The organism is Pantoea sp. USHLN298 (assembly GCF_037149395.1).
GTDB classification, from domain to species: Bacteria; Pseudomonadota; Gammaproteobacteria; order Enterobacterales; family Enterobacteriaceae; genus Pantoea; species Pantoea astica.
In genome coordinates this window covers 91,050-107,427 of the sequence record NZ_JBBCRO010000003.1, presented here as the reverse complement: position 1 = coordinate 107,427, position 16,378 = coordinate 91,050, and the positions used below count along the sequence as shown (strand labels likewise).

General features: G+C 51.6%; 17 protein-coding genes and 1 other annotated feature. Of the genes, 5 read left to right on the top strand and 12 right to left on the bottom strand.

Annotated elements, in window-relative coordinates; genetic code table 11:
- Positions 1 to 113: 113 nt before the first annotated feature.
- Genes WFK59_RS08565 through WFK59_RS08550 form a run of 4 tightly spaced genes read left to right on the top strand, consistent with a single transcriptional unit; the run spans position 114 to position 4,809 of the window.
- Positions 114 to 1,064 carry a glycosyltransferase family 2 protein gene (locus tag WFK59_RS08565; RefSeq protein ID WP_262287616.1) on the top strand — a complete coding sequence of 317 codons (951 nt, stop codon included), beginning with the start codon at positions 114 to 116 and terminating at the stop codon, positions 1,062 to 1,064.
- 1 nt (position 1,065) lies between these two features.
- Complete coding sequence (locus tag WFK59_RS08560; protein WP_336755598.1) at positions 1,066 to 1,704, top strand: class I SAM-dependent methyltransferase; 639 nt, start codon at positions 1,066 to 1,068, stop codon at positions 1,702 to 1,704.
- On the top strand, positions 1,683 to 2,582 hold the full coding sequence (locus WFK59_RS08555) for a hypothetical protein (protein ID WP_336755597.1): 900 nt from the start codon (positions 1,683 to 1,685) through the stop codon (positions 2,580 to 2,582). The genes WFK59_RS08560 and WFK59_RS08555 overlap by 22 nt, the downstream gene beginning before the upstream one ends.
- Entirely contained in the window at positions 2,557 to 4,809 is a 2,253-nt protein-coding gene (locus WFK59_RS08550; protein WP_336755596.1) for a hypothetical protein, read from the top strand. The genes WFK59_RS08555 and WFK59_RS08550 overlap by 26 nt, the downstream gene beginning before the upstream one ends.
- A gap of 100 nt (positions 4,810 to 4,909) precedes the next feature.
- Here the strand turns inward: WFK59_RS08550 and WFK59_RS08545 are convergent, their stop codons facing one another.
- The 12 genes from WFK59_RS08545 to hisL form a co-directional block, all read right to left on the bottom strand.
- Positions 4,910 to 6,208, bottom strand: coding sequence for a succinylglutamate desuccinylase/aspartoacylase family protein (locus WFK59_RS08545; protein ID WP_336755595.1), 1,299 nt, complete (start codon positions 6,206 to 6,208; stop codon positions 4,910 to 4,912).
- A 107-nt stretch (positions 6,209 to 6,315) separates the two neighbouring features.
- Positions 6,316 to 7,107, bottom strand: coding sequence for an ABC transporter substrate-binding protein (locus WFK59_RS08540; protein ID WP_233988152.1), 792 nt, complete (start codon positions 7,105 to 7,107; stop codon positions 6,316 to 6,318).
- 71 nt (positions 7,108 to 7,178) lie between these two features.
- Positions 7,179 to 7,655 carry a YbaK/prolyl-tRNA synthetase associated domain-containing protein gene (locus WFK59_RS08535; protein ID WP_336755594.1) on the bottom strand — a complete coding sequence of 159 codons (477 nt, stop codon included), beginning with the start codon at positions 7,653 to 7,655 and terminating at the stop codon, positions 7,179 to 7,181.
- Positions 7,656 to 7,974: 319 nt separating this feature from the next.
- Positions 7,975 to 8,586, bottom strand: a complete 612-nt coding sequence (gene hisIE, locus WFK59_RS08530) for a bifunctional phosphoribosyl-AMP cyclohydrolase/phosphoribosyl-ATP diphosphatase HisIE (protein WP_233987658.1) — start codon at positions 8,584 to 8,586, stop codon at positions 7,975 to 7,977.
- Positions 8,580 to 9,356 (bottom strand): imidazole glycerol phosphate synthase subunit HisF, encoded by a 777-nt coding sequence (gene hisF, locus WFK59_RS08525; protein WP_336755593.1) that lies wholly within the window; start codon positions 9,354 to 9,356, stop codon positions 8,580 to 8,582. Before hisF ends, hisIE begins: the two co-directional genes overlap by 7 nt.
- On the bottom strand, positions 9,338 to 10,075 hold the full coding sequence (gene hisA, locus WFK59_RS08520) for a 1-(5-phosphoribosyl)-5-[(5-phosphoribosylamino)methylideneamino]imidazole-4-carboxamide isomerase (protein WP_336755592.1): 738 nt from the start codon (positions 10,073 to 10,075) through the stop codon (positions 9,338 to 9,340). Before hisA ends, hisF begins: the two co-directional genes overlap by 19 nt.
- The gene (gene hisH, locus WFK59_RS08515; RefSeq protein ID WP_233987661.1) at positions 10,075 to 10,665 is read right to left on the bottom strand and encodes an imidazole glycerol phosphate synthase subunit HisH; all 591 of its coding nucleotides are present in this window, start codon (positions 10,663 to 10,665) and stop codon (positions 10,075 to 10,077) included. The genes hisA and hisH overlap by 1 nt, the downstream gene beginning before the upstream one ends.
- The gene (gene hisB, locus WFK59_RS08510) at positions 10,665 to 11,732 is read right to left on the bottom strand and encodes a bifunctional histidinol-phosphatase/imidazoleglycerol-phosphate dehydratase HisB (RefSeq protein ID WP_233987662.1); all 1,068 of its coding nucleotides are present in this window, start codon (positions 11,730 to 11,732) and stop codon (positions 10,665 to 10,667) included. Before hisB ends, hisH begins: the two co-directional genes overlap by 1 nt.
- Entirely contained in the window at positions 11,729 to 12,805 is a 1,077-nt protein-coding gene (gene hisC, locus WFK59_RS08505) for a histidinol-phosphate transaminase (protein WP_336755591.1), read from the bottom strand. The genes hisB and hisC overlap by 4 nt, the downstream gene beginning before the upstream one ends.
- Positions 12,802 to 14,106, bottom strand: a complete 1,305-nt coding sequence (gene hisD / locus WFK59_RS08500) for a histidinol dehydrogenase (RefSeq protein ID WP_336755590.1) — start codon at positions 14,104 to 14,106, stop codon at positions 12,802 to 12,804. Before hisD ends, hisC begins: the two co-directional genes overlap by 4 nt.
- 3 nt (positions 14,107 to 14,109) lie before the next feature.
- Positions 14,110 to 15,009 (bottom strand): ATP phosphoribosyltransferase, encoded by a 900-nt coding sequence (gene hisG / locus WFK59_RS08495; protein ID WP_004571317.1) that lies wholly within the window; start codon positions 15,007 to 15,009, stop codon positions 14,110 to 14,112.
- Between the two features lie 197 nt (positions 15,010 to 15,206).
- Positions 15,207 to 15,327, bottom strand: a sequence feature (His leader region).
- On the bottom strand, positions 15,303 to 15,350 hold the full coding sequence (gene hisL, locus WFK59_RS08490) for a his operon leader peptide (RefSeq protein ID WP_100396937.1): 48 nt from the start codon (positions 15,348 to 15,350) through the stop codon (positions 15,303 to 15,305). (Overlaps the previous feature by 25 nt.)
- Before the next feature lie 179 nt (positions 15,351 to 15,529).
- On the opposite strand from hisL, the gene WFK59_RS08485 reads away from it, so the two are divergent.
- Positions 15,530 to 16,357 (top strand): SDR family oxidoreductase, encoded by an 828-nt coding sequence (locus WFK59_RS08485; RefSeq protein WP_336755589.1) that lies wholly within the window; start codon positions 15,530 to 15,532, stop codon positions 16,355 to 16,357.
- Positions 16,358 to 16,378 lie beyond the last annotated feature (21 nt).

The window sequence follows — 16,378 nt, the reverse complement described above, 5'->3', positions numbered from 1 at the left end:
TTGATAAACGATGTGATGTTTTAGCCCTGTAGCTGGTTTCCGATAATTATCTGCCATGTGAACAGGGCTTATACATTTATTGTTTGTCATAAATGTCATAAGGCGTTTTAAGTGTGAAGCTAATTATTCAAATACCCTGTTATAACGAGGCTGAAACTTTATCGATTGCACTGACAGCTTTGCCAAGGCATCTTGAAGGTTTCAGTAAAGTTGAGTGGTTGATCATTGATGATGGGAGTACTGACGCGACATGTGAAGTAGCGCAGGCCTGTGGTGTTGACCATATAATAAAACATACGGGTAATAAAGGACTTGCAAAAGCTTTTATTACTGGCATTGAGGCATGCATTTTGCTCGGGGCTGATGTAATAGTAAATACTGATGCAGATAACCAGTATAACGCAGATGACATTCCTGCGCTTGTAGCGCCTGTCTTGAGCAATCAGGCTGAGATAGTTATTGGTGCCAGACCCATACAGGCTATTGAACATTTCTCATTAGCCAAAAAAATACTTCAGAAAATCGGAAGTTACGTAGTAAGAAGCGCCAGCAAAACAACAATACCCGATGCACCAAGTGGTTTTCGTGCAATCAGCCGCAATGCAGCTCAAAAGTTAATGGTTTTCAGTGAATATACCTATACTCTTGAGACTATTATCCAGGCTGGACAAAAAAATATTTCAATTACATCTGTCCCTGTCAGGGTTAATGATGATCTCCGTCCTTCTCGTTTAGTGAAAAGTATCCCATCCTATATTCAGAGAAGCATTTTTACTATAATACGAATTTATGTGATATATCGCCCGTTCAGATTTTTCATGAGTATCGGGTCTCTGATTATGTTGATAGGATTAATTATTGCCGGCAGATTTTTGTTTCTATTTTTGAACGGCGACGGTGATGGGCACATACAGTCTCTGATTCTCTCAGCCGTATTAATGATGATGGGATTTCAAACTATCCTGGTGGCTTTTTTGGCAGATCTTCTTTCTGCTAACAGAAAGCTAATTGAAGATGTCCGGGAAAAAGTCGCAAAATTAACAATAGAGAAAGGTAGTAAATAAGATGGCTTTTTCATCAGGCAAAAAAGAAAACGGTATCGTATTTGGCAATGCTTATGATAAATATGGTTCAAATAATCCTATTGTCAAACATATGATGCGTGGTTTTGACCAATCTCTTGAGCGCTACATAAGCCAAACTGGCGTCAATGAGTTTCATGAAATAGGCTGTGGTGAAGGTTACTGGGTTTTAAAATATTTAGAAAAAGGATTTAATACTCGTGGAAGTGATTTCTCCTCGGAAGTTATCTCGATAGCGAAGAGTAATGCTACAGAACGAGATGTGTCAGAGGATCTATTTACCGTTAAAAGCATTTATGATTTAAACGCTGCCGCAGACTCCTCTCAACTGATCGTATGTTGTGAGGTTTTGGAGCATCTTGAAAATCCTCAAGCGGGTCTCGAAAAAATAAAAGAAGTTGCTCGTAATTATGTGATTTTGAGCGTTCCATCAGAACCATTATGGAGAGTTTTAAACCTTGTAAGGTTAAAATATATTTCTCAATTGGGTAATACGCCTGGTCATTTGAATCATTGGTCTCGAAATAAGTTTGTAGCCCTGATTTCTGAATATTTCGATGTTCTATCAGTAAGTTCACCAACTCCCTGGACAATGTTACTGTGTCAAGTCAAAAAAGATTGATGCTTTTAAAAAAAACAGTGAATTACGTTTCTTATTTATTGGTTTTCCTCAGCGTAATTTTTATTGGCTATAAATTTTATACCTTACAAGGTCTGGTTAATCTTACAGGTTTTTTTAAAGATCATGCTCTGGTTTTTACTGTTGCGTGTCTGGTGTATGCTCTTAATAATTATCTCCTTGCGGCTGGTTGGCGTTTAATATTAGCCGGACTTGACGAAAAGATAACTATAAAGTTATCAGTGGCGATTTTTGGGGTTTCTCAAATTGCTAAGTATATTCCCGGTAATATATTTCAGTTCGCAGGGAAGCAAGTGCTTGCAGTCAGACATAACCTCAATTCTGCTAAAGTGGCTAAGTCGCAATTTTTAGAAATCATACTCTTGTTGTTATCCTCTTTACCCTTCAGTGTTTACGTAGGGGTGTATTACTTTCTCGAAATGGGAGTTGCGCTCTCTATTTTTACTTCTTTTTTGTTTTTTTTGGGCGCATCATTTATTATCAACAGAATTAGCACTAATTTTTTCAGAACCTTTTCAAGCTATATGATATTTATGTTTGTCTCGGGACTGATGTTCTTCTTGATAGTTACTTCGACAATAAAAGTAAATTCTACTTTATCTTTAGATGCATTTGTTTTATGTAGCTTTGTTGCGGCATGGCTGATCGGGTTTATTATGCCTGGCTCTCCAGCTGGATTAGGAGTAAGGGAAAGTATACTAATTCTTCTTCTTTTTCCGGTTTTTAGAGATCAGTCATTGGTTTTTAATGCCGCCATTCTAACACGTTTAGTGACAGTTATTGGTGACTTGATTTTTTTCATTTTCTCTTCAACGGTTCAAAGGTTTATTGATAGTGAGCGACAAACAAAAAGAATTTAAAAGAATCCCGTTCCTGTTTTTTGCATTTATTGCTGGTTTATTTTCACTTATCACTAATAATCTTATACCATATTTTTCGCTTCCTACGCTTGGGCAGGCTTTTTGGGCTGTGGGCTTCGCACAGTCTATAGCAAATAGCTCTGTGTTTACTGCTCACGCTTCAAATTTTGGATTCCCTTACGGCGGCAATATTTCATTCGGCTTGTCTGCTGTATATCCTATGAGTATTCTTTTACGATTAGGGTTTTCTCCTGCTAATAGTTATATTATTATTTTCACTTTATTCATATTAATTTCTTTTGTGTCTGCTTACAAAATAAGTAGGCATTTTAAGGTTAACCAGTATACATCAGTTTTATTGTCACTGTTATGGGTCATTACGCCTGTAGTCGTTCAGCATGCTAATTATTCCATGTTAACCCTGGGTATAGCATTGCTTCCTTTTTATTTTTTTAGTTTTATGAAGGCAATGACTTTTTGTGATGGCAATCAGCGCCTTAAATTTTATACTTTTTCGTTGTTTATTTGTACTGTTTCATCCGTCATTTCCATTTTTATGGATGGATACACATTCATTATGCAGGCGGTTTTGAATTCATTTTATTTAATGTACTTTCTCTCCAAAGATAATAATCGAACGCTGAAGGTAATTGTTAAAGTAGTTTCGGTGCACGCTTTCGCTTGTATATTTTCTTATATTCTTTATGCTGCGTTTATAGGTAGGTCAGGCTATGAACCCCAGCAACTCTCTTTTTTCCGTTCCTGGGGTGTTGATATTTCTTTTCTTGCTGCCCCATCGTCAGGTATTTCATGGCTTCTGGATAATCTGCATTGGTCCGTGTTTCGCACCGAGGGGCAGTATTATGGAGATAGTTCCGTATGGCGAACGACATTTTTATTGCCCATGTTGATCTTATCTCTTTGCCATTTCTCTAAGTCAAAAATTAGAAATAATAAAAGTATTGTAATTTTATTCTTATCTGTCTTTATATTTTCATTGTATTTCTCGTTGGGACCTTCCTTCAAGTTTATGCTATTGAAACCTACAGGCCAGCCTGATCTCTCACCCATAATACCTGATAATTATCCTTTATTACCCACTGGCACCGGTTGGATTTCAGAACACATACCCGGTTTTGACGTTATGAGAGCATCGTATCGTTGGATAGCATTATCCTTTTTCGCTATATGGTGCTTAGTTGTTCTGCTGTTATCGTCCCGTAAAAATAATTTTTTCTCAGCGCTTTTAGTGAGCTTTGCTATTTTATTTTATATTCCGCCTCTTGAGAATCATTTATCAGCAGGCAGGTATTATAATGAAGCATTTGAACGTGTTGATAATGAAGTGGTGAGAAATCTTAAGCCGTTAATCAATTCTGGTGATTTGGTTGCTTATGTCCCTTGGGGTAATGATTTTTTGGCTAATTACCTGTCTTCCGCCCTGAATGTTAAGAGCTTCAACTTAGGTGGGGATAAAAATGTCCAGCAATCTATGGTGTATTGGCCTCAGGATTTCCTTAAGCTGCGGGGTGAGTTAACAGGCTCCAGCCTGAAATATATTATAAGGCTGTTAAGCTTCGAAAATGTAAATGCAGTTATTATACCTAACTTTGACATGCTCTGGTCAGCCCATGTCTGGCCTTGTAAGATGCCAGACACACCAGTTGAAGCGCAAATGATTTATCCTGACTTTACCTGTCCTGACGCCAAAAGGATGCAATTTTTGCCGCTAGTGAACGTATTAAAGCAAGAGGGATATTTAGATGTTATTCAAAATGAATTATTCACAGTCATCCGTTTGAAGAAAAATGCTATTAATTATCCACTGTTATTCTCTGCTGATTCATTAGCTAAATATAGAGTGCTCGGTAAGGGATGGTATGATCCAGAAGAAAACGGTATATGGTCATCGGCTCGTGCAGATCTTTTTTTGCCGTCTGTAAAAGGAAAAGTTAAGAGTGCGACTTTAAGATTGAATTTTAATGTCTTTGATGCTTCGGAATCTCACCCCAGGAAAGTTATTTTCAGAGTGAAGTTATCTAATAAATCTTATGAGAAAAGCATTGTTTCGGTGGGTGGAAACGATCATGTTGATTTAACTGTCGATAATATAGAAGATGCATTTGTTACATTAGAAGTTATTGATGCTGTTTCGCCATCTATTTTTGGCAGTCGTGATGAACGGGTTCTCGGGCTATTTTTAACCAGCATTAATAATTTATCTTAATAGTACCTGCATTTTTCCTATTTTATACAGTGCATTGTATAAAAATTGAGTCATCGCTTAATAAAAAAGGCTGCCAGCTCACTTAGCTGGCAGCCTTTTTTTATCCCACCAGCAAATCCCCGCTCCGAATCTCACTCTCGCCCGCCAGCCGCACGACCAGCATACCCGCCGTTGCAAACCGTACCCAGTGTCTCGCATAGAGAATACCGCCGTGTTCAGCCATTAATGGCGTGATCTGATCGGTGACCGGATCAACAATCTCCGCTACCACTTCGCCAGCACGAATCCTGGCACCCAGTGGTTTGCGATGCAGAATCAGACCGGAGACCGGAGAGTGAATATATTCGCAGGCGGCCAATGGCGTCGGTGGATGCTTCAGGGCAGGGGAGGTCGCGGCAGAACCTTCGCTGTAGCGCTCTTTAATCATACTCTGTTCATCCGCCGCTTCGACCACGTCGGGCGCGCTCAGTCCGGTACCGCTTTCGCCAATCGCCACCACGTCTTCGCCTCCGGTGGTCACCGACACCAGCTCATCGCCACCAATCACCGGTGCCGCCACTTCAACCGAAACCGCCGGCTCGCTGTAACCGATGTAGCCGCTTTCCTGTAACGCGGAAATAATCGCATCCGCATCCTTTTCAGCCTGCTCAGGAGAGACGTCGCGTACGCCACGCAGTTCAAGGGTAACCGGCAGCAAGCCGCGCGGCATCGGGAAGTCTTTGCCAAAACGTTCTGCCAGCGTCAGCCAGGGTTCACAGCAGGCTTCATCAAACGGTTCGCCGCCTGAAATCTGCGCCAGCAGCTGTACCTCACTGCCTAACCAGCGCGCCAGCGGCTCGATATCCGGCCAGGCGTGCGGCGTAGTATAGAGATGCGGCACGGCTTCCCAGTCACAATGCAGATCAATCATCAGATCGGCCTGACTGGCCATGCGCATCAGGGTATAACGCTGCGCATCCAGTTCGGTTCTGGGCACCGTATCGCGGTAGTGACGATCGATCGCCTCACGGATCAGGGTTTTATTCTGCGCTTCGCTCTGGGTAAGACTGTCAGCCAGTCCGGCTGCCAGCGTCTCGCCCAGCGAGGGGAAGCGGCGATTAAAATCCTGTCCCGATAAGGTATGAAAACGACCCAGATGCGTTCCGTGCCAGTGCTGGCCCAGCGCCAGCGGATTGGCGACCGGCACCAGGGTGAAAGCGGCTCTTAACTGGCCAGCTGACTCCAGCGTCTGTAGCCGTTGCTTTAAAAACCATGCCACCGCCATGCCCGGCAACTCGTCGCCATGTAGCGCAGCCTGGATATAAACCTGACGCGAGTGGTTTTCAGCAAAATGGAAACTGATAATTTCACGTTGGGTGCCTAAAGAGGCGCTTAACAGAGGATGATGTTGTTGATGCATACCGTGTTAATGTCCTGTGGTCGGCGAAGGACGGCAGCGCGCCGTCCTGAAAAGGTTAGAGTATAGTGCCGGATCGCATTAAATGACGGAAAAGCCTGCCTGCGATGCTACTGCTGAACAGAGATATCGGTGGCGAAATAACGCTTCTGAATCTGATCAAAGGTGCCATTCTTTTTGATCTCAGCAAAGGCATTATCCAGTGCCGTCTTCAGTTCCGTGTCACCTTTACGCAGGCCGATGGCGGTGCCAGGACCGATAATCGGGTCCTGAACGATCGGGCCTGCCAGCTCAAAATCTTTTCCCTGCGGCTGCTTCAGGAAGCCAATCGCCGCCTGTGCGGCATCGGTGAACACCACATCGAGACGACCGGCAACTAAATCACTTTCGACCTGCGCCTGGTCACTATACGGCACCACGTTCACGCCATGCGGTTGCCATTTTGCCAGTGCATAACGCTCCTGAACCGTGCCCTGCTGAACGCCTACCGTTTTGCCTTTCAGTGATTCCGCGGTCGGCAGCACGCCAGCGCCTTTGCGGGCAATCAGCTGGGTGTGAGTGTCGTAGAGCGGCACGGTGAAATCGATCTGCTTCAGCCGCTCTTCCGTAATGCCCATATCAGAGAGGATGGCATCGAACTTGCGTGCTTTCAGTGCCGGGATCATGCCGTCAAACTGGCTTTCAACCCAGACGCATTTCGCCTGCATCTGGGTACACAGCGCATTGCCCAGATCGATATCGAAACCAACCAGTTTGCCCTGCGGCGTTTTCGATTCAAACGGTGGGTAGGTGGGATCAACAGCGAAGCGGACCTGGTCGATTTTTGCCTGCGCACCAAAGGCACTGCCGGCGACGACAGCCATGATCAACGTCTGACGCAGACGGGTAGTAAAGCGGTTCATTGCCATGTAATGGTCTTCTTTAGTCGTGATGAGGGTTCACGCAGAGTAACGTTGACCGCTAGTGATGGCAATTACTGGATGATATTCACCACGTTAGCCCGGCACAGCGCCCGATAATCTTCCGTGTTGAGGATAACTGAGCGATCCAGCAGACCGGCGTTAAAAGCGATCTCCGGGTAGCGGTCAAACAACAGCGGATCAACAACCAGGCTTAAATCGGGATGAAAGCTAAATGGTGGAATCGCACCAAACACGCAACCGGTCAGGGCGTCGGTTTCTGCCGGACTGGCGAGTGAGGCACGGCGTCCGCCGACTGCGGCGGCCACTTTGCTCAGGTCAGCCTGCTGATCGGCGGGCAACACCGCCAGTACATGCTGCTTAATGCCATTCCCTTTAACATGGCAGACCAGCGCTTTGGCGCCCTGACCGACGGCAGTGCCGCGGATCGCCGCCACCGCTTCGCACTTACCGGTCGCCTGATGTTCCATCAGTCGATAGCGTGCCTGGTGCTGGTCGAGCAGGGCGATCAATTTTTCATGGGTGGTCATGGTTCTCTCCAGACGCAGTGAGTTGCTGGATCAGGGTTTGCAGCATAAGCGGCTGACGCGGTAATAGACCTGCCCTGAGACCGAACGGTTTAAAGGCACGATTCAGCGTAGTTAAGGTGGTGTGGTCTCAATGTCTGGACTGCTGGATTTTGATTAAAGCAGCATCCCGCCGGACACCGTTAATACACCACTGGAGAGTTAACATCATCGTGCCTGTTGAGCAATATTTTGCTCAAAAATAGCGCTAAGGGTTATTTTTGAGAAGGACACTGCTCAAAATCATCGCCTCAGCCTGATTTTGAGCAGCTTATTGCACATTTTACTTATGGCGGGCGCGCAGGTTGTTGATCACCGCGCTGAAGTCGAGATCCTGATCCTGTAACAGCACCATCAGGTGATAGACCAGATCTGACGCTTCATTAGTCAGTTCATCCCGATCGTTGACCGTAGCGGCCAGCGCAGTTTCAACGCCTTCTTCACCCACTTTCTGCGCGATGCGCTTGGTGCCGCTGGCGTAGAGTCGTGCGGTGTAAGAGCTTTCAGGGTCGGCTGTTTTGCGGGACGCCAGCAGCTCTTCCAACTGATAGAGGAAGGTCCACTCTGGCACGGCCGGCGAGAAGCAGCTGGTGGTGCCCAGATGGCAGGTCGGACCGATCGGGTTCGCCAGTATCAGCAGCGTATCGTTATCGCAGTCTGGCGTGATGCTCACCACCTGCAGAAAGTGGCCGGAGGTCTCGCCTTTGGTCCACAACCGGTTTTTGGTGCGGGAGAAAAAGGTCACGTTGCCTTCGGCCAGGGTTTTTTCCAGCGCCGGCTGAGTCATGTAACCGTGCATCAGCACTTCGCCAGAGACGTTATGCTGCACGATCACCGGCATCATGCCCTGGGTTTTGTCCCAGTCAAGCTGGGTCAGTTGTTGTTCGGTTAACACGCGCGAATCTCCACTCCGTTGTCGATCAGGAAGCTTTTCAGCTCGCCAATATTGATAATCTGCTTATGGAACACCGAGGCGGCTAACGCACCATCGACGTTGGCCTCGGTAAAGGCGTCGAGGAAGTGCTGCATAGTGCCTGCGCCGCCAGAAGCGATCAGGGGCACTTTGCAGACTTCACGCACTTTCTTCAGCTGCACCAGGTCATAACCGTTACGCACGCCATCCTGATTCATCATGTTCAGCACGATTTCGCCAGCGCCCAGTTTCTGGACCTCCTGCACCCACTCCAGCGTTTCCCACTGCGTCACCCGGGTCCGCGCTTCGTCGCCAGTGTACTGATTGACCTGATACTTACCGCTGGCTTCATCGAACCAGGTATCAATGCCGACCACAATGCACTGTACGCCAAAGCGGTCCGCGAGGCGGGTAATCAGCGTGGGGTCGGCCAGCGCAGGAGAGTTAATCGAAATCTTGTCCGCACCAAATTCCAGAATGCGCGCCGCGTCTTCCGGCGTTTTGATCCCGCCTGCCACACAGAACGGGATATCGATTACTTCCGCGACCCGCGAAACCCAGCTCTTATCGACGACCCGGCCATCAGATGACGCGGTGATGTCATAAAACACCAGCTCATCAGCGCCTTCAGCCGCATAGCGCTGCGCCAGCGGGACGATATCGCCAATGATCTCGTGATTACGGAACTGCACGCCTTTCACCACCTGGCCATCACGTACATCAAGACAGGGAATTATCCGTTTTGCCAGCATGAGATAGCCTCCGAAACTGTGAATTTATCTTCCAGCAGCGCACGTCCGACAATCACGCCCTGAACGCCGCTGCCGCGCAGGGCGGCGATATCATTAAGTTCACCAATGCCACCCGAAGACTGGAAGGCGATGTCCGGGAAGCGAGCGGTCACTTCCTGGTAAAGCGCGACGTTGGAGCCGCTCAGGGTGCCGTCGCGTGAAATATCGGTGCAGAGTACATGCTTCAGGCCAGCCGGCTGGAAATCGGCAATCACCTGTTCCAGCGTAACGCCCGCCGCTTCCTGCCAGCCGCTGATCGCCACTTCTTTGCGGTTATCAGCATCAATGCGCACATCCAGCGCCAGCACAATCGCCTCTGCGCCAAACTCGGCAAACCAGCGTTTTACCTCGTCAGGCTGCTTCACCGCGGTTGAACCCACCACCACGCGGCTGGCACCGGCGTCCAGCAGTGCTTTCACATCGTCACGATGACGAATGCCGCCACCGACCTGCACAATCACGTCGACGCCGTCGAGCAGGGTTTTCAGCAGCGTAATCTGCCGCTTTGCCGGATCTTTCGCGCCGGTCAGGTCCACCAGATGCAGCACCGTGGCGCCTTCCTGCGCATACTGCTGCAGACGAGGCAGCGGATCGCTGCCGTAGTCGCGCTGCTGGCCATAATCGCCCTGATGCAGACGGACGACTTTGCCGTCGATTAAATCTAACGCGGGGATAATCATCACATCTCCAGGAAGTTTTTCAGCAACTGCGCGCCCGCTTTGCCCGAGCGTTCCGGATGGAACTGGACGCCGAAGAAGTTATCTTTCTGCACCGCCGCGGTGAAGGCTTCACCGTAGTGACACTGGGCGATAGTGCTGGCATTCACCGGCATGGCGTAGCTGTGAACAAAGTAGAAGTAGCAGCCTTCCTCAATGCCACGGAACAGGTGGTTGCCCGCCTGGGCGGTAATCTGGTTCCAGCCCATGTGCGGCAACGGCAGACCGTGGGTGTCCATCAGCGAGACCGGCTGGTCGATAATCCCCAGCGTCGGCACGCCGCCGTTTTCATCACTGCCGCGTCCCAGCAGCTGCATCCCGAGACAGATGCCCAGCACCGGCTGGGTACAGGCTTTGACCAGATCGATCAGGTCACGCTCTTCCAGCTGATTCATCGCCGCTTGCGCGGTGCCCACGCCCGGCAGAAACAGTTTGTCGGCGCGCAGCACCACATCGGGATCGCGGCTGACTTCCGGGGTGTAACCCAGACGTTCAATCGCCCATTTCACCGACGAGAGGTTGGCGCAGCCGGTATCCATGATTACCACGTTCATCACAGCACTCCTTTCGAGCTCGGCAGCGTATTACCTTCAACGCGGATCGCCTGGCGCAAGGTACGGCCAAAGGCTTTAAACAGGCTTTCGACGCGATGATGATCGTTCTTACCTTTGGTTTTCAGATGCAGGGTGCTCATCATGGCGTAGGAGAGCGAACTGAAGAAGTGCTCAACCATCTCGGTGCTCAGGTCACCGACGCGCTGATAGTTAAATTCCGCTTTAAATTCGATGTGCGGACGGCCGGAGATATCCAGCGCACAGCGTGCCAGACACTCATCCATCGGCAGCACAAAGCCAAAACGGCCAATGCCACGCTTATCACCCAGCGCTTTAAGTAACGCTTCACCCAGCGCCAGGCCGGTATCTTCCACCGTGTGGTGATCGTCGATGTAGAGATCGCCTTTCACTTCGATGTTCATGCGGAAACCGCCGTGCACCGCAATCTGGTCCAGCATGTGGTCAAAAAAACCGACGCCGGTGTTAATTTTGCTGCCGCCTTCGCGATCCAGCCACAGCTCGACCCGCACCTGAGTCTCTTTGGTATTACGCTGCACCAGCGCATAGCGGTCGCGCTGGGTCAGACGCTGCTGAATGGTCTGCCAGTTCTCGCCGTCCGCGCCATAACGGATTGGCTGAATGCCCATGTTCTCCGCCAGCTGCACGTCAGTCAGGCGATCGCCAATCACATAGCTGTTAGCGGTATCCAGCGCGCCTTCAGCCAGCCAGGCTTCCACCATTTTGGTTTTTGGCTTACGGCAGTCACAGTGATCTTCGGGCAGGTGCGGGCAAATCAGCACGTCGTCAAAGGTGATGCCCTGTGAGTTCAGCACCTGCATCATCAGATTATGCGGGCCATCAAAGTCCGCCTGCGGGAAGCTCTGGGTGCCGAGTCCATCCTGATTGGTGATCATCACCAGACGGTAACCGGCGGCCTGCAGCGCCAGCAGTGCCGGGATGACGTCAGGCTCAAACGCCAGTTTGTCCATACGATCCACCTGAAAATCTTCAGGCGGCTCAGAGATAAGGGTACCGTCGCGGTCAATAAAAAGGGTCTTCTGGCTCATGCTTGCTCCACAGAGAGGGCTTGCAGCGCGGCGATCACACGTCCGCACTCTTCACGCGTGCCGATGGAGATGCGCAGACATCCCGACAGGCCCGGATTTTTGTTCTGGTCACGCAGGATAATGCCCTGATCCCACAAGGTTTTGAAGACTTTTGGTGAGTCGGTAAACCGCGCCAGCACATAGTTGGTTTCACTGGCGAAAACCTGTTCTACGCAGCCCAGCTTTGCCAGCTCCGCCAGTAACCAGCTGCGGTTGTCGTTGAGCTGCGCCACATGCTCACGCATCAGCGAGATGCCTTGCTCGCTCAACGCCTGACCGGCGACATCCGCCACCGGTGTCGCCAGCGGATAGGGCGCAATTACCTTCATCAGCAGGTCGATGACCGGCTGATTCGCCAGCGCGAAACCACAGCGCAGGCCAGCCAGCGCAAAGGCTTTCGACAGGGTGCGCAGGATCACCAGGTTGGGATAATCTTTCAGCCAGCCGGTCAGCGTCGCCTGCGGACAGAATTCAATATAGGCTTCATCCGCCACCACCAGCGCTTTGCCGGCGGTCATCGCCAGCAGCTGACGGATATCATCCTGATTGATCAGGTTACCGGTGGGATTGTTCGGGCTGCAAAGGTACACCACCTTGACGCCTTCCAGCTGCTCAGCAATGGCGGGCAGATTAAGCTGCCAGTCGGTCAGCGCCGGGACGGTGCGGTATTCAATGCCGATGGTTTCGGCGCTGACGCTGTACATGCCATAGGTCGGCGGGCAGAACAGAATCGCATCCTGACCCGGCTCACAGAAGGCGCGCATGATCAGTTCGATGGCTTCATCTGCGCCACGGCTCACCAGCACCTGCTCCGGCGTTAAGCCCGCGTAAGCAGCGTAGCGCTCAATCACCAGTTTAGGCTGACACTCCGGATAACGGTTCAGCGTCTGCTGTGACAGCTCAAACGACACCGGCAGCGGGAACTCGTTGGCATTGAGCCAGACATCACCGTTGCCACCCAGCCGGCGCGCCGACTGGTAAGGCGTCAGGGCGCGAACGTTGGCGCGCGCCAGTTGTTCAATATTCTGGCTCATGCTTGCTCCTTCAGTGCGGCAACGCGCAGGGTGACGGCATTTTTGTGGGCATCCAGCTGCTCGGCGGCTGCCAGCGTTTCAATCGTCGCGGCCAGGTTGAGGAAGCCCTGCGGCGTCAGCTCCTGTACCGTCATACGCTTCTGGAAATCCGCCAGGCCGAGGCTGGAGCAGGTCGAGGTATAACCGTAGGTCGGCAATACGTGATTGGTGCCAGACGCATAGTCGCCCGCGGACTCCGGTGACCAGTCACCGAGGAATACTGAACCGGCGCTGGTGATCGACTCCACCAGTTCGCGCGGCTGACGGGTCTGCAGGATCAGGTGCTCCGGACCGTACAGATTCGAAATTTCCACACACTGTTGCTGATCGCGCGCCACAATCAGACGGCTGCTCTCCAGCGCCTGACGGGCCGTGGCGGCTCGCGGCAACTGCGCCAGCTGCTGCTCAACCGCCTCAGCCACCGCGTCGGCCAGCGTGCGTGATGGCGTCAGCAGAATCACCTGGGAATCGGGACCGTGCTCGGCCTGCGACAAAAGATCCGACGCCACGAAAGCGGGCGTCGCGCCCTCATCGGCAATCACCAGCACTTCTGACGGACCAGCAGGCATATCAATCGCCGCCCCATCCAGGCGCTGACTGACCTGACGTTTCGCTTCGGTCACCCAGGCGTTGCCCGGACCAAAAATTTTATCGACGCGCGGCACGGTTTCGGTGCCGAAGGCGAGGGCGGCAATCGCCTGCGCACCGCCAACCTGAAACACCTCTTCGACGCCACACAGTTGAGCGGCATAAAGAATCTCATCAGCAATCGGCGGCGGTGAGCAGAGCACCACGCGACCACAACCGGCGATGCGCGCCGGGGTTGCCAGCATCAGCACGGTAGAGAACAGCGGCGCAGAACCGCCAGGAATATAGAGTCCGACCGATTTCACCGGGCGGGTGATCTGCTGGCAGCGTACGCCGGGCTGGGTTTCAACATCCACCGGCGGCAGGATCTGCGCATTGTGGAAGGTTTCGATATTGGCCACCGCTACCGCCATCGCCTGTTTCAGCGTATCGCTGAGCCGGTCACTGGCGTCGCTGATCTGCTGCGGCGTCACGCGCAGATTCTCAACCTGCGCCTTATCGAAGCGGGCGCTAAAGTCGCGTAGCGCCGCGTCACCACGGGCCTTCACCTGCTCCAGCACTTCACGTACCGTCTGGGTCACATTCTCTGAGGCGGCAATAGCCGGACGTAACAACAGCGCCTGCTGCTGTTCTGCGCTGCATTGCTGCCAGTCAATCGGGGTAGAAAAGGCCATGGCTTACTCCATCATCTTCTCAATCGGCAGCACCAGAATCGAACTGGCACCCAGCGCTTTCAGTTTTTCCATCGTTTCCCAGAACAGGGTTTCACTGCTCACCATGTGCATCGCCACGCGGCTGACATCACCGGCCAGCGGCAGCACCGTCGGGCGCTCTGCGCCAGGAAGCAGGCTGATCACTTCTTCCAGGCGTTCACTCGGTGCGTGCAGCATGATGTACTTCGATTCACGCGCTTTAATCACGCCCTGAATACGGGTCATCATCTTGTCGATCAGCTCCTGCTTCGCGGCAGGCATCTCGCCGTCACGCTGGATCAGCACCGCTTTTGAACGATAAATCACTTCAACTTCGCGCAGGCCATTGGCTTCCAGCGTGGCACCGGTCGACACCAGATCGCAGATGGCATCTGCCAGGCCGGCACGGGTGGCGACTTCAACGGACCCGTTCAGTAAACAGGTTTTGAAGCTGACGCCTTTTTTGTCGAGGTATTGTTTGAGCAGGTGCGGATAGGAGGTGGCAATACGGGATTTATCGAGGCATTCCGGGCCGGTGTACTCGGCATCTGTCGCCATCGCCAGCGACAGGCGGCAACCGCCGAAATCCAGGCGGCGCAGCGTGAAATAACGCGGGTCTTCACCCTGGGCACGGCGTGAGAGCAGCTCTTCTTCCAGAACGTTCTCACCGATGATGCCTAAATCGACCACACCATCCATTACCAGGCCAGGAATATCGTCATCACGCACCCGCAGGATGTCGATCGGCATGTTCTCCGCAAACGCAATCAGGCGCTGTTGCTGAAGATTGATTTTAACGCCACAGCGCGCCAGCAGTTCGCGTGAATCATCGCTTAAACGGCCGGATTTCTGCATAGCTATGCGTAAACGGGTGTTATCTAACATGGTTCCTGTCCTCTTTAAGCCTATTCCAGTAGGCGTATATTGTTGCAGTCAGTCTGGTCACGGACAGCGCGCAACAACCGGAACGTACCCGCAGTACGTAAGGATTGTGAGCACTGCCCAGGGCCAGAGTGGCAAATAAAATAGCCTGATGGGATAGGCTACTGTTCCTGTCCTGATTGCTGGGTTTGCGTCAGCCCATAAAAAAACCCCCGGAAGACGATCTTCCGGGGGTTCTCTTGCGTTCGCACCACTGGAAGATCTTGAAAGTCTTCCAGCACACATCGCCTGAAAGACTAGTCAGGATGATGGTGGTGGTGATGGTTGAACTGAACGCGTGTCATAATAATCTCGTCGATGAATGAGTATTCATTTGTGAGGTTTAACCTAGCGAAGATGGCTGCGATTGGCAACCCTTTTTTAACCAGTCGGTTCGGAAAGCGCTGAAACCGGTTGTTCTGGTTTGCATTCCGGGAGCAAACTAGGTTGAAGTCAGGGTTGATGTTTCACGCCAGGAGTCAAAATGAAGAAGGTCGCAATTGTGGGACTGGGTTGGTTAGGTATGCCGCTGGCTACAGCGTTAACCGCACGAGGCTGGCAGGTCACCGGCAGCAAAACCACACCGGATGGGGTGGATGCGGCGCGCCGCTGCGGCATCGAAGCCTTTCAACTGGCGCTGACGCCGGATCTGGTGTGTGATGCCGCCGACGTCGAGCCGCTGTTCAACGTCGATGCGCTGGTGGTCACCTTACCCGCCAGCCGTACCGCAGAAGGGGGCGAAGCCTATCTGCAGGCGGTGCAGAACGTGGTGGATAGCGCGCTGGTCTATAACGTGCCGCGCATCATCTTTACCAGCTCGACTTCGGTCTATGGCAGCGACTCCGGCATCAAACGCGAAACCAGCCCGCTGATACCCGAAACCGTCGCCGGCAAAACGCTGGTAAAACTGGAAAACTGGCTGCACGATCTGCCGGGCACCAGCGTCGACATTGTTCGTCTCGCCGGGCTGGTGGGGCCGAAGCGCCATCCGGGTCGGTTTCTGGCCGGTAAGCAGGATGTAGCGAACGGCTCGCAGGGTGTTAACCTGGTACACCTGGATGATGTAGTAGAAGCGATAACGCTGCTGCTGCAGACGCCAAAAGGAGGACGGGTCTATAACCTGTGCGCCGCAAAACATCCGTCGCGCGACACCTTTTATCCGGCGGTCTCGCGACAGCTGGGTCTGCAGCCGCCACACTTCGCGCCGGATACCGGCAACGAAAGTGGCAAGCTGATTGACGGCTCACGCATCTGCACCGAGCTGGGCTTTGAGTATCGCTACGACGATCCGGTGAAGATGCCGCTGGAGTAAAGCGGGTGCTGCTGTTCCGGT

Bases quoted from the DNA above. Each gene is read 5' to 3' on its own strand.
- WFK59_RS08560 (WP_336755598.1), top strand. From the start codon at position 1,066: ATGGCTTTTTCATCAGGCAAAAAAGAAAACGGTATCGTATTTGGCAAT.
- WFK59_RS08545 (WP_336755595.1), bottom strand. From the start codon at position 6,208: ATGCATCAACAACATCATCCTCTGTTAAGCGCCTCTTTAGGCACCCAA.
- WFK59_RS08540 (WP_233988152.1), bottom strand. From the start codon at position 7,107: ATGAACCGCTTTACTACCCGTCTGCGTCAGACGTTGATCATGGCTGTC.
- WFK59_RS08535 (WP_336755594.1), bottom strand. From the start codon at position 7,655: ATGACCACCCATGAAAAATTGATCGCCCTGCTCGACCAGCACCAGGCA.
- hisF (WP_336755593.1), bottom strand. From the start codon at position 9,356: ATGCTGGCAAAACGGATAATTCCCTGTCTTGATGTACGTGATGGCCAG.
- hisA (WP_336755592.1), bottom strand. From the start codon at position 10,075: ATGATTATCCCCGCGTTAGATTTAATCGACGGCAAAGTCGTCCGTCTG.
- hisH (WP_233987661.1), bottom strand. From the start codon at position 10,665: ATGAACGTGGTAATCATGGATACCGGCTGCGCCAACCTCTCGTCGGTG.
- hisB (WP_233987662.1), bottom strand. From the start codon at position 11,732: ATGAGCCAGAAGACCCTTTTTATTGACCGCGACGGTACCCTTATCTCT.
- hisC (WP_336755591.1), bottom strand. From the start codon at position 12,805: ATGAGCCAGAATATTGAACAACTGGCGCGCGCCAACGTTCGCGCCCTG.
- hisD (WP_336755590.1), bottom strand. From the start codon at position 14,106: ATGGCCTTTTCTACCCCGATTGACTGGCAGCAATGCAGCGCAGAACAG.
- hisG (WP_004571317.1), bottom strand. From the start codon at position 15,009: ATGTTAGATAACACCCGTTTACGCATAGCTATGCAGAAATCCGGCCGT.
- WFK59_RS08485 (WP_336755589.1), top strand. From the start codon at position 15,530: ATGAAGAAGGTCGCAATTGTGGGACTGGGTTGGTTAGGTATGCCGCTG.